Raw genomic sequence first — 13,588 nt, forward strand, 5'->3', positions numbered from 1 at the left:
GATCGAAGCCACCTGGGCTGAAGCTGTCGTTCAGACCTGTGTGATCCATCTGCTCCGTGCCTCGTTCCGTTACGGCTCCAATGATGACCGCAAGAAGATAGCCGCCCAGCTGCGGCCCATCTACACAGCAGCCACGACCGACGCCGCCGAGGCTGCCATGGCCGAATTCGAAGCAGGGCTCGGACAGAAGTATCCGGCGATCGTCAGGCTGTGGCGAGACACCTGGGAGACGTTCATCCCCTTCCTGGCCTACCCGTCGGAGATCAGACGGGTGGTGTATACCACCAACATGATCGAATCGATCAACTATCAGCTACGCAAAGTGACCAAGAACCGGGGACATTTCCCCACCGAACGGGCAGCCCTCAAACTGCTCTACCTGGCAACACGTAACATCACCACCAAGAGAGGAGGAGAAGCGGGCACAGGAACACAAGGATGGAAGGCCTGCCTCAACCAGCTGGCCATCTACTTTCCCGGACGAATCAACATCGTCTAAATGACCACCGCCACCCACTTACACAGAATCCCTGACAGGCCCCGAGCAAGGTGACTGCGTTGAGGACCGTCCGGCGAACATACTGGCCGGCGCAGATCGCCTTGGAACCGACATCGGAGATCGTCAACGAGTTGAAGATGGCACCGCCTCTGAGATAGCGGTCGTGGATCCAGTCGGACTGTTGCCACACTCCCGGTGCCGATCCCACCATCGGCAACGGCAACCGTTGAGAACCAGAAGACGGTTGCCTCGACTGGCGGGTCACACCTGCCTGGGTAAGGATCCGTTCGATCGTTCGCAACCCGGGGATCGGATCGATGTTGTCTCGTTCCATCGCCGCCACAATCGACAAGCCACCCACCGAAGCCACCGGATCCGCTTTGAGACGATCCCGATACTCCAATACCAAACCGACCATCACCGCCGGTGTCTTCGTGGGCCGTTCCAACGGTGCGGTGGACCGGCCCACAAGGCTTTCCCCAGCATCGGCCCGCTGTTTCCATTTCGAGAGCCATCGTCGGGAACGGCCCACACGGTTCGCAGCCGCCCCAACTCCCAGACCCTCTTCGTCGATCAGCCGAAGCGCCTCCACTCGACGCTCCACCTCAGACTCAAACTCACCAACCACAACATGCCTCCTCGCACGATCAGAGGAACGATGTCATGGCGGAACAGAGGAACGATGTCCTGGCGGTTCCCCCCTACTGCCTACGGCCTACTGCCTACTGCCGTTCTCAATCCGTGTGTCTCTGACTCCAGGAGTGCCGGTCGGTTCAAACCAGAACGCGAAAACTCTCCCTGGTTGTGCCAAAAACTTCCTGGTCACGTCATTGACCCGCTGGTAGGTTGGTTTTCCGAACCCCGGTCTGGAGGAAGGAGCTGAGGTGAGTGACTGGCAGACGGATGCCCTGTGCAGGGGCAACCATTCGCACCTGTTTTTCCCGCCCAGTACGTTCGAGCGCAAGGATGAACGCGAGCGGCGAGAGGCTCGGGCCAAGGCGATCTGCCAGGTTTGCCCCGTAGTTGGTGCGTGCCTGGAATATGCCGTTCGTATTCGCGAACCGTACGGCATTTGGGGGGGACTTACCGAGCCCGACCGACGGTCGGTCGCTCAGCCGGCCTGAACCGTCCGAACATCACCGTCCCGCTCCGTGACGCCGTTGGCGTCCATCCATTCGAGGAGCGGGACGGCGTATTTCCTGGACAGTCCGAAGAGATCACGAAACTCGGCGACCGTGAACGGACCCTGCATCGCTCGAATGCGCTTTGCCAGGGCGTCGAGTTGGTCGGGCAGATAAACCAGTTCGGGGCCGACCCGGATGATCCTCCGGTCACGCAGAAGGGCATGCAGGAGATCCGGATCTATTGGTAGTTCCTTGATCCGGGGGACGGTGAGCCCCGCCGACTGCAGGCTGCTGCGGAGGTTTTCCCATTCGCCTTCCCGGCCGGCATCGAGGCCTCCTTCGAAATCCACCCCGGCGACCGTGGCCCCGTCGTCCCGCAGATCTCCGCTTCGGGCGATCAGCACTTCGAGAGAGTCGAGGTCGATCCCCAGCCCACTTGCCAGGCTGGCCTTCTGGATGCCCGGCCGCAGTGGATTCCCACCATGGAAAGAGCGAACCAGGCCTACCGCGCGGGAAGTCAGCTGCTGGGCCAGGGTGTGGGCCATTGCGCGCTGCTTCACCACGACGGCATCTGCCGGTTTCCCACCTCCGGAGTGAGCCGACAGTCGGGCGAGATCCTCGATCTTGCGCGAATCCAGGAGTGCGCCGGCCAGGGCATCGGGCCCCCGTCCCAAGGCGTCGCGCAGCTTTGGGAGCGATGCAAGAACGTCCGGGCGACGCGGGCTCGGGGCCGGATCGAGGACCCGGCCCCCTCCGACGACGGCCCGGCGCCCAGTCTCGCGGAGGATGAAACGATCCCCGGCGACGACCGGAATCCGTTCAGGCAGGCGGAGGAGGGCAGCTCCCGGTCCCGTCAGCGCAGCATCTTCAATGAGGCGTAGAGTGACCGGCCAGGAACCGGACCCTAGGTGCAGGTGAAACGCACCACGATTGGTCAGGGGATCCTCGACGTAGCGGGCCGGCCGGACGTCGACGAGCAGCGTGTCGCTGGGCGCCCATTGGCCCGGAATCCCGAGCATGTTGCCCCGCTGAACCTCCCTGCGTTCGAGTCCTGCAAGATTGATGGCGCAGCGAGTTGCCGGCGGAACCGAGTCGAGTTCCGTTTCGTGCGACTGGAGTCCGCGTACCCGCACCTCGTGGCCTCCCGGCCAGAGCTCGAGACGGTCGCCTAGACGGACGGTTCCGTCGGTGAGGGTGCCGGTCACGACGGTCCCCGCCCCCGAGATGGTGAACGCCCGATCGATCCAGAGTCGCGCCCGGCCGTTGGGCTCGAGACTCCGGCCCGCTTCATCCACGATCCGAACGAGATGGTTGATTAGCTCGTCGTACCCCTCCCGGGTCGGCGCGGCCACGGGAACGAGTGGAGCCCCGGCAAATACGGTCCCCTCCAGTTGCTCTTCTATCTCGAGCATTGCGAGTTCGAGGAGATCGTCGTCGACCCGGTCCCGTTTCGTCACTGCTACCAGCCCGTGCCGCACGCCGAGCAGGTCGAGGACGGCCAGATGCTCCTCGGACTGAGGCATCCAGCCCTCGTCGGCTGCGACCACGAGCAGCGCTACGTCGATCGCTTCAGTGCCGGCCAGCATGTTCTTGATGAATCGTTCGTGGCCGGGGACGTCGACGAATGACACTTCGGTCCCATCGGGAAGCGTCGTCCAGGCGAACCCTAGGTCGATGGTTAGACCGCGACGTTTCTCCTCATCCCAACGGTCGGGATCCCGGCCGGTCAATCCTTCGACCAGTGTGGACTTTCCATGGTCGACATGCCCGGCGGTGCCGATTACCGGCATGCAGACTCCAGCGCCGCCAACAGGGCGTCGTCGTCGGCCTCCGGGACAGCGCGAAGATCGATTATCAACTCGCCGGCATCACGCCTCGCTACCACCGGCGGTTCGGCGGCGAGGAGTCGATCCCAAACCAGGTCGACGGTGACCCCGTAGATGGCGAGAACCGGCGTCGGTAGCTCTGCTCCCGGCACCGAGCCGGCACCCGGCACAGAGTTGCTCTGACGAATCTCTCCACCGGCGACTCCCTGGAGACGTGTGAGCCGCGGCCGGAGTTGCTCGTCGGATTTCGTTGCCATCGACCAGAAAGGGATCTCGGCGCCGCGTCCATCGGCGTAGATCTCCAGAGTGGCGGCCAGGGCGGCGAGATTAGAGCCGTCGATGCGAAGCGCTCGGGCGATGGGATGTGTCGACATCGTCTCGATGGCCCCGGCAGTTCCGACGACGATGCCGGCCTGGGGACCGCCGAGGAGCTTGTCCCCCGAGAAGGTGATCACATCGGCTCCGGTCGCTAGTGCCTGCCGCACGCCCGGCTCACCTCCGAGCCAGGTGGGTGGTGGGCCATCCAGCCATGGAACGTTGTCGTCGAGCAGCCCCGAGCCGATGTCGAACGCGACCGGGACCTCGTGGGCCCGTCCGATCTCGACCAGATCGGCGAGCGGAGTGTCCTCAGCGAACCCCATCACGCGGTAGTTCGAGGGGTGGACCTTCAAGAGCAGGGTGGTGTCGGTAGTGATGGCACGTTCGTAGTCGGATCTGCGGGTACGGTTGGTCGTTCCGACCTCGACCATGCGGGCGTGACTGGCCGCCATCAGCTCGGGCAACCGGTAGGAGCCACCGATCTCGATCAACTCGCCTCGCGAAACGGGAACCCGGCCGTCGCCTCCAATGGCTGCCAGCGTCAGGAGCAACGCACCCGCATTGTTGCCGACCACCATGGCCGCCTCGGCACCGGTCAGATTGCGGAGGAGATCTTTCACGTAGGCGCCCCGCCCACCTCTGCTACCGGTGGTGAGGTCGAATTCGAGGTTGCCGTATCCGGTGGCGGCCAGGTGGGCCGCATCGGCAGCCGCGGGCGCAAGGGGGGCCCTACCGAGATTCGTGTGCAACAGAACGCCCGTCGCATTGAGCAGGCGGTGCGGCTTCGAGCGGCTTGCTCTCGAGAGCCTGTCCGCCGCCAGGGCAGCGGCGTCGGCTTGTTCGCCTGCAGTGATCAGTTGGCGGGCCTCATCGATCGAGCGGCGCACGATCTCGGTAACCAGGCCCACCGGAAGCGGAGAGTTGATCTGGCGAACCAGAGCGTCGACGGAGGGGAGGTGCCGCAGCATGCAAATAGCCTAGACATGCTCGTATTCTGTGGATATATGTTGATGCTGGCTTTCATCGTGGTCCCGGTTGCAGAGCTGTACGTCCTGATGAGTGTGGAGGGTCGGATCGGTCTGGCCGCCACACTTGGGGCGATTCTCCTCACCGCAATCGTTGGCGCCGGTCTGCTGCGGAGGCAGGGGATGGCGACAATGTCGGCGATCCGTCGGCAGACGGCCACCGGGCAGTTTCCCGGGAGAGATCTTGCGCACGGCGGAATCCTGCTCTTTGCAGGCGGATTGCTCCTCACTCCGGGGTTCATCACCGACGCCGTTGGATTCGCTCTCCTCGTACCCGCCATCCGGGAGGTTGTGCGGTTGCGGCTCGCCCAATACTTCCGGGAACGCACCATCATCCTCTAACTCGACTTGAGGTCGCGTGAGAACGCGCGAAACTGTTCTCAACCGCTCCGACACCCACCGAGGCATTGTGGAGACCCAAAGGCTGCTCGCCCCCAATCCTGGTCTGTTCACGGGTCCCGGCACGAACACTTACGTGCTGCGATCGGGAGACGACGCGCTCATCGTTGACCCGGGTCCGATCGAGCCATCCCACCGCACCGCCATCCTCGACGCCGTTGCCGCCTCCGCGGTACGGGGCATTCTCGTTACTCATTCGCACCCCGATCATGCGCCCCTCGCCAATCCGCTGGGGCTGGAACTGGATGTTCCCGTGTACGGATACGAGCCCGGTCCCGGATTCGACCCCGACATCCAGGTGGATGACGGGGATCGGGTGGCCGTTGGCTCCGAGGAGTTGAAGGTGGTCTATACGCCGGGGCACTCGGCCGATCACCTCTGCTTCCTGGCAGGCGACCTGCTATTCACGGGCGACCACATCATGGGAGGCTCGACCGTCGTGGTCGAAGATATGGTGGCCTACCTCGCCTCACTCCGCCGTCTCACGGCCATCACGCTGCAGCGCCTCTATCCGGGCCACGGGCCGGTCATGGATGATCCATACGCGGTCATAGACGATTACATAAGTCACCGGCTCGAACGCGAACAACAGATCATTGCCGCACTCGAAGCTGGTGCAGGTACGGTAGGAGCCGTCGTGGAAGCGGTGTACGCAGATGTAGATCCCGCCTTACATCCGCTCGCCGCTCACTCCGTGGCCGCTCACCTGCACAAACTGCTCGTGGAAGGCAAAGTGACGTTCGCCGGCGATGCGCCTGTCCTTTGGAGCGCCATTGTTGGGCTGATCGGAGCTTCCCGTGAGTAGAACCGCCCGGCTGCTGGCCACCGTTGTCGTTCTTGCCCTCCTTGCCGCCCCGGCGGTCGCGCAGGTCACCGACGATGACCTTTCTGCCGCTGAACAGGAGGTGGCCACGACTCGGGCGGAACTCGAAGTCCTGGCGGCTGAGTTGGAAGCGGCAACCGTCCGCTCGATCGAACTGGACATCGAACTCGCTCGCCTCAATCGGTCGGTCTTCGAAACGCAGGTTCAGGTCGATGCTTCCCTGGAACAACTGCAAGCGCGAGCCGTGGAGCTGTACACCGCGGCCGCCTCCAACCGGGTTTCTCTGGTGTTTTTCTCGGGAACGCCGGAGCAACTAGGCGCAGGTCTCAGCTATCTGGAGAGCCTGGCAATCGATGATGAGCAGCTGATCAATGATCTGGCGGGGCTCCAGACGGAGTATGAACGCCAGCTTGGTGTGCTTGCCGAGCTCGAACAGGAGCAGCAACTCAATGTTGCTCGACTGGATGCAGCAGCCGCAGCCCTCAATGATCGACTCGACGCCGCCCAGGCTGCCTACGTCGCCCTAGTCGAGCAGCGACGGATTGAGGATGAGGAGCGCCGGAGAATCGAGGAGGAACTTCGCCGACTCGAAGAAGAGCGCCTGCGCGCCGAACAGGCTGCCCGGGATGCCACCTCGACGACGACGACCACGACGATCGTCAGTACGACCTCAACCGCGGCCGGCGAGACCACCACCACCGTGACCGGTGAGTCGACGACAACCACGACCACCGTCGTCGTTGCGACGGGCGGCCTGGTGTGTCCCGTCGATGGTTTCTCAGCCTTCACGGATACCTGGGGAGCGGCGCGGAGTGGCGGAAGGGGCCATCAAGGCGTGGACATGCTGGCTGCGAGGGGTACGCCGACCGTGGCGATCGAGTCGGGGAAGATCCGCCGGATGGGTAACGGGGGTCTCGGCGGCATCACGATCTGGTTGACCGGTCAATCCGGGGATGAGTACTACTACGCGCACCTGGACGACTGGGCGCCCGGGCTTTCGGTCGGGCAATCCGTCTCCGTAGGGGAGCTGGTCGGGTACGTCGGTTCGACCGGGAACGCGTCGTACAGCGTGCCGCACCTGCACTTCGAGTTCCATCCCGGCGGCGGACCGGCGGTCAACCCATATCCACTGGCCAAGGTACTTTGTGGGTAGTTCTAGGTTCTGGGTTTTGACCCAGCAGGCAACTGGCAATTGGCAATTGGCAATTGGCAATTGGCCCCCTGCTTGGACTCGCGATTAGGAACTCGCGACTAGGCACTCCACGCGCAGCGAGGGTCGCCTTTCGGTGACCCTCGCCTGGTGTGATGCGCTTCCGGCGGAAAAGCCCTCCCAGCCGGTTCGACAACCCTGGCACGTTCAGTCCCTAGTATCGACCACGGAGAGTGTTTGCTTGGGTGGCATAAAAACATAGCATCATATGACTAGTTAGCCATCTCGGAGCAGAGAGCGGAATTGTCTAAGCAGAACTGGCCTCCATGGCGTCCACAAGCCGGGCGATCCGGGCAGTGCAGGTTTCGTCTTCCACGGGTGGCACCAAGTCGATAACACGCTGCGCGGTCGCCCTGAGAGCCGCTCCGGCGGCCCCGTCTGGAGCAACTCTCGCCACCGGGTTCCCGGAGTCGCCACCTTCCACGACGCCGGCGTCGAGCGGAATCTGTCCGATCAACGGCACTCCGATTGCCTCCGCCAGTTCCGTGCCGCCACCGGAACCGAAGAGGTCGTAGGTCTCGCCGTGCCCGCAGGTGAAGCCGGCCATGTTCTCAATGACTCCGACGACAGGCATGTAGGACCGTCTGGCCATGTCTGCGACCCGGATGGCCACCTTCTGGGCAGCCTTCTGCGGTGTCGTGACGACCACCATCTCCGCCTGGGGTAGGAGCCGGGACAGGGCCATTTGAATGTCGCCGGTTCCCGGGGGAAGATCGATGATGAGGTAGTCGAGTTCACCCCAGGCGACCTGGTGGAGGAACTGCTCCAGTGCCTTGGACAGCATCAGCCCGCGCCACATCAGGGCGGTTTCCTCCGACTCCACGATGAGCCCGGTCGAGACCACCGCGATGCCGTGCACATCGACCGGAATGATGACCTTCTCGTCATTCGCCTCGAGGCGCTCGGTCGTGCCGAGCATGCGGGGAATCGAGAATCCCCAGATGTCGGCGTCGAGCAAACCGACTCGATAGCCGAGATCCGAGATGGCGACGGCCAGGTTCACGCTGACCGACGACTTACCGACGCCACCTTTGCCCGAACCGACTGCAATGACCCGGGTCTTGGGGTCGACTCTGGTTGGCTCGGCGTTGTCCCTGGCCGTTCGCCTGGCTCGTTCCATCACACCCGAACGCTGTTTCTGCGTCATCGCCCGGATGTCAATGTGGACGTCGGTGACGCCGTTGAGTGCCGACACCTTGCGAACTGTGTCTTCTTCGATCTGTGAGCGCATTGGGCATTCGGCGATTGTGAGTGCGATGCCCAGCGTCACTTCGCCGGTCGGCGTGATGTCGACGTCCTGAACCATGCCCAGTTCCACGATATCTGCCCCCAGTTCGGGGTCAAACACACCACGGAGAGCCTTGAATACGTCTTCATGTGTAAGCACGTAGGTCATGGTACCGGGTATTTCCACTATGGGGACATTGCAAATTACACGTGAATCAGGGGTATAGTGACAACCCCAGATCGAGCTCAGGAGTTTGGAACAATGAGTCAACCGTTGACGTTCAAGTCGAGCGTTCCGCAGAAGGCCGTCGACCTCACAGACGGTGCTATCGACAAGCTGCGCCAGTTGATCGATGCCGAAGGGGATGAGACGATGGCTTTGCGTTTGGCCGTGAAAGCAGGCGGCTGTTCGGGGTTCTCATATGAGATGTTCTTCGACAACGAGTTCGATGCCGCCGACACCGTCGAGGAATTCGATGGGGTCAAGGTGGTGGTTGATTCGCAGAGCCTCGAAATGGTCCGGGGTGCGACTCTCGACTACAAAGACGCCCTCACCGGCGCCGGGTTCGCCATCAACAACCCGAACGTGACCCGTTCCTGCGGGTGCGGCAACAGCTTCTCCTAGTAGGTGGGTGGCGGCCTGCCGGCGAAGCCGGCAGGTTCGAGTTCCTACGGAACTCGTCGATAGTCGCGGTAGCGGACTGTACCGATATCGGCGACGCTCTGAGCCAATTGCCATCTTGCTCACGCGACCACAACGAACGCGATCGTGGCCACGATGATGATGATCCCGAGCACGATGGTGATCGGGAGGATGACCCACCGACGGAGTTGGCGGAAGATCGGCTGGATGTAGCCGCGCACCCTTCCCAGCACCGACCCGGTCCACTCGGCGATCGACCCAACCGCCGACCCTGAGAAGGTTCCTTCCTCGAGTCGGGCGGTCATGCGGCCGAGGATGTTTCCGATGGCCCGTTCGCTCAATGCGCCCAGCGGCCGTCCCAGAAACCAGACTCGCTGCTGGATGGCCCGACCGACGGCGGGCGTGATCATGACGAGCAGCAGGCCGTCGGCGAGTTGTCGATCGTTCGGGGGATTCTCAGCGCCGACCAGGTCGGTTTGGAGTTGCGCGGCCGCAGCCTGTGTCACGGATATGAGTTCACCGGTCTGGGCTTCGAGATTGGCGCCCAGGCTTCGTACCCAGATCACCGCGCCGAGCGAGACCACGATCACGGCTCCAATCAGCGTGAGCACGACGACCCGCAGGGAGCCGCCCCCGTTCTGCACGCTGAGCCAGATCACCAGGACCACACACGCCAGGGCAGCCGAAGCCCATCTCGCGGCGCGAGTGATGGAGTCGAGAACCGATGAGGTGACGTCGAGCGCATCAACGACTTCCTCATGCTGGTATGCGCCAAAATCGATGCCGGTGCTATCGATGAGTTGCTGCCGGAGTTCCTCGCTTCGCATGTTTGCCAGTTTGTCGAACTGCCACGCTCTGAGCCAATTGCCCGGCGCTTCTCGCCACCCATTCCACCGGCGTACCCGCCCGCACGACCAGTTACCCTTGCCGTATGCCAAAACAAGTACTCAATACCCCCAGTGCACCTTCTGCCCTCGGCCCCTATTCGGTTTCCGTCGAGGCTGCCGGCCTCGTCTTCATCTCCGGTCAGGTGGCCATCGATCCCGCCTCCGGTGAACGGGCCCCGGATGACGTGGTTGCTCAGGCGAAGCAGATAATGACCAATATCGAGGCGATTCTCGGAGATGTCGGCCTCGGGTTCGGCGACGTCGTCAAGACGACCATCTTCCTGGCCGACATGGCGGACTTCCCGAAGGTAAATGAAGTCTACGGCGCCGCCTTCCCGGACAGTCCTCCGGCCCGTTCCACCGTCGAGGTGAGCGCGTTGCCTGGTGGCTTCTTGGTCGAGATCGAAACCATCGCGGCCCGGTGAGAGAGGACTCCAACGTGGACACACAACAGGTACTTGCTGAACTCGGCATCAAGGAATTCAACAGCGGCGCCTATGCCGGTGGGTGGATCGAAACCCACGGTTCGGAGCTGCCGAGCTACAACCCGGCTACCGGTGAGGTGATCGCCACGATCATCAGAGCGAATGGGGATGACTACCAGAAAGTCATCTCCAACTCGGTCGAAACGTTCGAACGGTGGCGCATGCTGCCGGCGCCGAAGCGCGGGGAATATGTCCGCTTGGTGGGCAATGCTCTGCGCCAGAAGAAGACTGCGCTCGGGGCGCTGGTCACGATGGAGATGGGCAAGATCCTTCCCGAAGGGGAGGGTGAAGTTCAGGAGATGATCGACATCGCCGACTTCGCGGTGGGCCTCTCCCGTCAGCTCTACGGTTTGACGATGACCTCTGAACGCCCCATGCACCGCATGTACGAGCAATGGCATCCGCTCGGACCGGTCGGCACGATCACCTCGTTCAACTTCCCGACCGCGGTGTGGTCCTGGAACTCACTGATTGCCGCCGTGTGCGGTGACACGAACATCTGGAAGCCATCGAGCGAAACCCCGCTGACGGCCATCGCGGTGACCAAGATCACCGATGCGGTCATGGCCGGTACGGGCTTCGAGGGCGTATTCAACCTCGCCATCGGTTCAGGTTCCGATGTAGGTGATCTCATGGTGAAGGACCATCGAGTGCCGCTCGTCTCGGCGACCGGATCGTGCGACATGGGATACAAGGTGGGGACGGAACTCGCCAAGCGCCTCGGACGGGCAATCCTGGAATTGGGCGGTAACAACGCCATCATCGTGATGGACGACGCCGATCTCGAGCTGGCCGTTCGAGCGGCCACGTTCGCGGCGGTGGGAACGGCCGGGCAACGCTGCACGTCCCTGCGCCGGATGATCGTCCACAAAGACGTCTTCGACGAGGTCGCCAAGCGACTGGTCGCTACCTACGCACAGGTCACCATCGGAGATCCACTCGAGGCCGGCATTTTGATGGGACCTCTGGTCAACGAGACGGCCGTCTACAACATGCTGACCGCTCTCGATCTCGCCACTCAGCAGGGCGGCGAGGTTCTCACCGGCGGCAACCGCCTGGAGAATCTCGGCCCTGCGTTCATCGAGCCGACGGTGGTCAGGATGCCGAAGGACGCACCGATCCTCCAGGAGGAGACATTTGCGCCGTTGCTCTACTTGATCGAAGTGGACTCGCTCGAGGAAGGCATCGCGGTGCAGAACGGCGTCCGTCAGGGATTGTCGTCGGCCATCTTCACCGACTCGCTCAAGAACGCCGAGAAGTTCCTGTCGCATTTCGGGTCGGACTGCGGGATCGCCAACGTCAACATCGGGACCTCCGGCGCGGAGATCGGCGGAGCGTTTGGTGGCGAGAAGGAGACCGGTGGAGGCCGCGAGGCCGGTTCCGACTCCTGGAAGGCTTACATGCGCCGCCAGACCACGACGATCAACTGGGGCGACGACCTCCCGCTGGCCCAAGGCGTCGAGTTCGTGTGAGTAAACCCCATTCTGGCGTCAGAAAGCGCGCAATTCTGACGGGTTTCTGACGCCAGAACGGGTGAGAGAGGTGCCGAACATGGATCGAGACGCATGGGATGACCGCTATCGGGATCGGGAGTGGTTGTGGACCGTCGATGCCAACCGCTTCGTCGTTCAGGAGGTCACCGGTCTGACGCCGGGCAAGGCGCTGGACCTGGCCGCCGGTGAAGGGCGCAATGCGGTCTGGCTGGCCAAACAAGGGTGGAATGTCACGGCCATCGACTTCTCCGCGGTGGCGCTCGGTCGGGCGGCCGACCTGGCCGCCCGGGACGGCGTGGAGATCACTACCGTCGCGGCCGACCTGCGTGAGTACGTGCCGGAGGCCGGTGCCTTCGATCTCGTCGTGCTGGCCTACCTGCACCTGCCCCAGGATCTGCTGCGCGTCGTACATGCGCGAGCTGCGGCTGCCCTGGCGCCCGGAGGGACGATGGTCATTGTCGGGCACGATCTCACCAATATCGAGGATGGCTACGGCGGGCCGCAGAGCCCGGAGGTGCTGTACACGCCGGAGGACCTGGTTGCCGACCTCCGGTCGCTCGACATCGTGAAGGCCGAGAAGGTGAACCGACCCTACATCTCGGAAGAAGGCGAATTCACGGCGATCGACGCGCTGGTGGTAGCGCGCAGAGGGTGAGACCTACCAAGGAGAGCTTCCTGATGGGCACAATCGTTCGTGTGGCTTTGGTCCTGGTGCTGGTGGTGGCGATAGCCGGTTGCGGTGATAGCGGCGGTCCGGGGACAACCTCCGGGGCGACGGTGGCGTCATCCGCAGCCACCTCTACGACCGAGTCGACGACGCCCCCGGCCGCGGCCACGACCACGACCACAACCTCGGGATCGACGACCTCCTCGACCTCATCCACGACGACCACGGTCACGCTTCCCCCGACGCCGATCGTCGACACCATCGTCAACGACACGGACGTGGCGGATCCGCCGATTGACATCGAGTCCCGCGAACCGGTCGTTTCAGGCCTGGGAGCGGCCTCGCAGGCCGCAGTCAACCAGGCGATTCGCGATATCGTCGATCCCCGGCGCAACCAGTTCATCGCAGACGTCTCCTCTTCCCACGACCCGACCCTCGGTCTCCCGGGGTCTTCGTACTGGCTGGAGTTCGAGGTCGGCGTGGCTACTCCTGAGGTCCTCAGCATCATGTTCTCCGAGTCGATCTATTACGAGGGGGCGGCACACCCGACAACCCAGATGTTCAGCATCACACTGGATCCGCAGACCGGAGCCGTGTTCGCCCTCGCCGACGTGTTGATCCCGGGGACGATCGGAGCACTCGCCCTGGCAGTCGAACAACGCGTGATCGACGACGTCTACGGGGGAGACTCGGCCGCATTCGCCTCGTGGATGAGCGGCGTCCCTCCTGAGCTCCTGTATGCGTGGGCGGTCACCCCGACTGGTGTGCAGATCGGCTTCTCGCAGTACGACGTCGGCCCCAGCGCGCTGGGTCCGCAGACCGTCGTCGTGCCCTACGGCGAGTTGGCCGGCGTGGTGGACCCGGCTGGACCGGCCGGCGGCCTGATCCCCTAGGTGGCTGCCGAAAAAGTTGGTGGTTGTGGGTCGGGGGTGCTCGCGTTCGAGGTCGTTTTCGGTCACACT

15 protein-coding genes are annotated in these 13,588 nt (G+C 63.2%); 10 read left to right on the forward strand and 5 right to left on the reverse strand.

Translation table 11 applies throughout. From position 1 onward, the window contains the following. Positions 1 to 499: transposase (locus tag P1T08_16820; GenBank protein ID MDF1597745.1), on the forward strand; the 499-nt coding region annotated here is incomplete at its 5' end. Here P1T08_16820 and P1T08_16825 read toward each other — a convergent pair. Further along, complete coding sequence (locus tag P1T08_16825) at positions 486 to 1,127, reverse strand: hypothetical protein (protein MDF1597746.1); 642 nt, start codon at positions 1,125 to 1,127, stop codon at positions 486 to 488. The two genes, P1T08_16820 and P1T08_16825, sit on opposite strands and share 14 nt — an antisense overlap. Positions 1,128 to 1,365: 238 nt before the next feature. On the opposite strand from P1T08_16825, the gene P1T08_16830 reads away from it, so the two are divergent. Beyond that, complete coding sequence (locus P1T08_16830; protein MDF1597747.1) at positions 1,366 to 1,623, forward strand: WhiB family transcriptional regulator; 258 nt, start codon at positions 1,366 to 1,368, stop codon at positions 1,621 to 1,623. Here P1T08_16830 and selB read toward each other — a convergent pair. Together selB and selA are read right to left on the reverse strand one after the other, a co-directional pair. Beyond that, positions 1,611 to 3,413 carry a selenocysteine-specific translation elongation factor gene (selB, locus tag P1T08_16835; protein MDF1597748.1) on the reverse strand — a complete coding sequence of 601 codons (1,803 nt, stop codon included), beginning with the start codon at positions 3,411 to 3,413 and terminating at the stop codon, positions 1,611 to 1,613. The two genes, P1T08_16830 and selB, sit on opposite strands and share 13 nt — an antisense overlap. Continuing rightward, positions 3,404 to 4,735 carry an L-seryl-tRNA(Sec) selenium transferase gene (gene selA, locus P1T08_16840; GenBank protein ID MDF1597749.1) on the reverse strand — a complete coding sequence of 444 codons (1,332 nt, stop codon included), beginning with the start codon at positions 4,733 to 4,735 and terminating at the stop codon, positions 3,404 to 3,406. The genes selB and selA overlap by 10 nt, the downstream gene beginning before the upstream one ends. Before the next feature lie 15 nt (positions 4,736 to 4,750). Here selA and P1T08_16845 point away from each other — a divergent pair, with 15 nt between their 5' ends. Genes P1T08_16845 through P1T08_16855 form a run of 3 tightly spaced genes read left to right on the forward strand, consistent with a single transcriptional unit; the run spans position 4,751 to position 7,167 of the window. Beyond that, positions 4,751 to 5,134 (forward strand): FxsA family protein, encoded by a 384-nt coding sequence (locus tag P1T08_16845; GenBank protein ID MDF1597750.1) that lies wholly within the window; start codon positions 4,751 to 4,753, stop codon positions 5,132 to 5,134. A 16-nt stretch (positions 5,135 to 5,150) separates the two neighbouring features. Further along, positions 5,151 to 5,996 (forward strand): MBL fold metallo-hydrolase, encoded by an 846-nt coding sequence (locus P1T08_16850; GenBank protein ID MDF1597751.1) that lies wholly within the window; start codon positions 5,151 to 5,153, stop codon positions 5,994 to 5,996. Further along, a complete protein-coding gene (locus P1T08_16855; protein MDF1597752.1) occupies positions 5,989 to 7,167 on the forward strand; it encodes a M23 family metallopeptidase in 1,179 nt (392 codons plus the stop codon). The genes P1T08_16850 and P1T08_16855 overlap by 8 nt, the downstream gene beginning before the upstream one ends. A 304-nt stretch (positions 7,168 to 7,471) precedes the next feature. On the opposite strand, the gene P1T08_16860 is transcribed toward P1T08_16855, so the two are convergent. Continuing rightward, a complete protein-coding gene (locus tag P1T08_16860) occupies positions 7,472 to 8,611 on the reverse strand; it encodes a P-loop NTPase (protein ID MDF1597753.1) in 1,140 nt (379 codons plus the stop codon). Between the two features lie 102 nt (positions 8,612 to 8,713). On the opposite strand from P1T08_16860, the gene P1T08_16865 reads away from it, so the two are divergent. Beyond that, a complete protein-coding gene (locus tag P1T08_16865) occupies positions 8,714 to 9,076 on the forward strand; it encodes an iron-sulfur cluster assembly accessory protein (protein ID MDF1597754.1) in 363 nt (120 codons plus the stop codon). Positions 9,077 to 9,195: 119 nt separating this feature from the next. On the opposite strand, the gene P1T08_16870 is transcribed toward P1T08_16865, so the two are convergent. Beyond that, positions 9,196 to 9,921 (reverse strand): hypothetical protein, encoded by a 726-nt coding sequence (locus tag P1T08_16870; GenBank protein ID MDF1597755.1) that lies wholly within the window; start codon positions 9,919 to 9,921, stop codon positions 9,196 to 9,198. A gap of 104 nt (positions 9,922 to 10,025) precedes the next feature. On the opposite strand from P1T08_16870, the gene P1T08_16875 reads away from it, so the two are divergent. The 4 genes from P1T08_16875 (at position 10,026) to P1T08_16890 (ending at position 13,519) form a co-directional block, all read left to right on the forward strand. Continuing rightward, positions 10,026 to 10,406 carry a Rid family detoxifying hydrolase gene (locus P1T08_16875; GenBank protein MDF1597756.1) on the forward strand — a complete coding sequence of 127 codons (381 nt, stop codon included), beginning with the start codon at positions 10,026 to 10,028 and terminating at the stop codon, positions 10,404 to 10,406. Positions 10,407 to 10,420: 14 nt separating this feature from the next. Then, positions 10,421 to 11,938: an aldehyde dehydrogenase family protein gene (locus P1T08_16880; protein ID MDF1597757.1), complete on the forward strand. Its 1,518-nt coding sequence runs from the start codon at positions 10,421 to 10,423 to the stop codon at positions 11,936 to 11,938. 79 nt (positions 11,939 to 12,017) lie between these two features. After that, complete coding sequence (locus P1T08_16885; protein MDF1597758.1) at positions 12,018 to 12,614, forward strand: class I SAM-dependent methyltransferase; 597 nt, start codon at positions 12,018 to 12,020, stop codon at positions 12,612 to 12,614. A 23-nt stretch (positions 12,615 to 12,637) separates the two neighbouring features. Further along, complete coding sequence (locus P1T08_16890) at positions 12,638 to 13,519, forward strand: hypothetical protein (protein MDF1597759.1); 882 nt, start codon at positions 12,638 to 12,640, stop codon at positions 13,517 to 13,519. The last annotated feature ends 69 nt before the right edge of the window (positions 13,520 to 13,588 follow it).

It is taken from the genome of Acidimicrobiia bacterium (genome assembly GCA_029210695.1).
Lineage (GTDB): Bacteria > Actinomycetota > Acidimicrobiia > Spongiisociales > JAHEDJ01 > JAHEDJ01.

Coding starts and splice junctions, on each gene's coding strand:
- selB (MDF1597748.1), bottom strand. CDS start 3,413: ATGCCGGTAATCGGCACCGCCGGGCATGTCGACCATGGAAAGTCCACA.
- selA (MDF1597749.1), bottom strand. CDS start 4,735: ATGCTGCGGCACCTCCCCTCCGTCGACGCTCTGGTTCGCCAGATCAAC.
- P1T08_16845 (MDF1597750.1), top strand. CDS start 4,751: ATGCTCGTATTCTGTGGATATATGTTGATGCTGGCTTTCATCGTGGTC.
- P1T08_16865 (MDF1597754.1), top strand. CDS start 8,714: ATGAGTCAACCGTTGACGTTCAAGTCGAGCGTTCCGCAGAAGGCCGTC.
- P1T08_16870 (MDF1597755.1), bottom strand. CDS start 9,921: ATGCGAAGCGAGGAACTCCGGCAGCAACTCATCGATAGCACCGGCATC.
- P1T08_16875 (MDF1597756.1), top strand. CDS start 10,026: ATGCCAAAACAAGTACTCAATACCCCCAGTGCACCTTCTGCCCTCGGC.
- P1T08_16885 (MDF1597758.1), top strand. CDS start 12,018: ATGGATCGAGACGCATGGGATGACCGCTATCGGGATCGGGAGTGGTTG.
- P1T08_16890 (MDF1597759.1), top strand. CDS start 12,638: ATGGGCACAATCGTTCGTGTGGCTTTGGTCCTGGTGCTGGTGGTGGCG.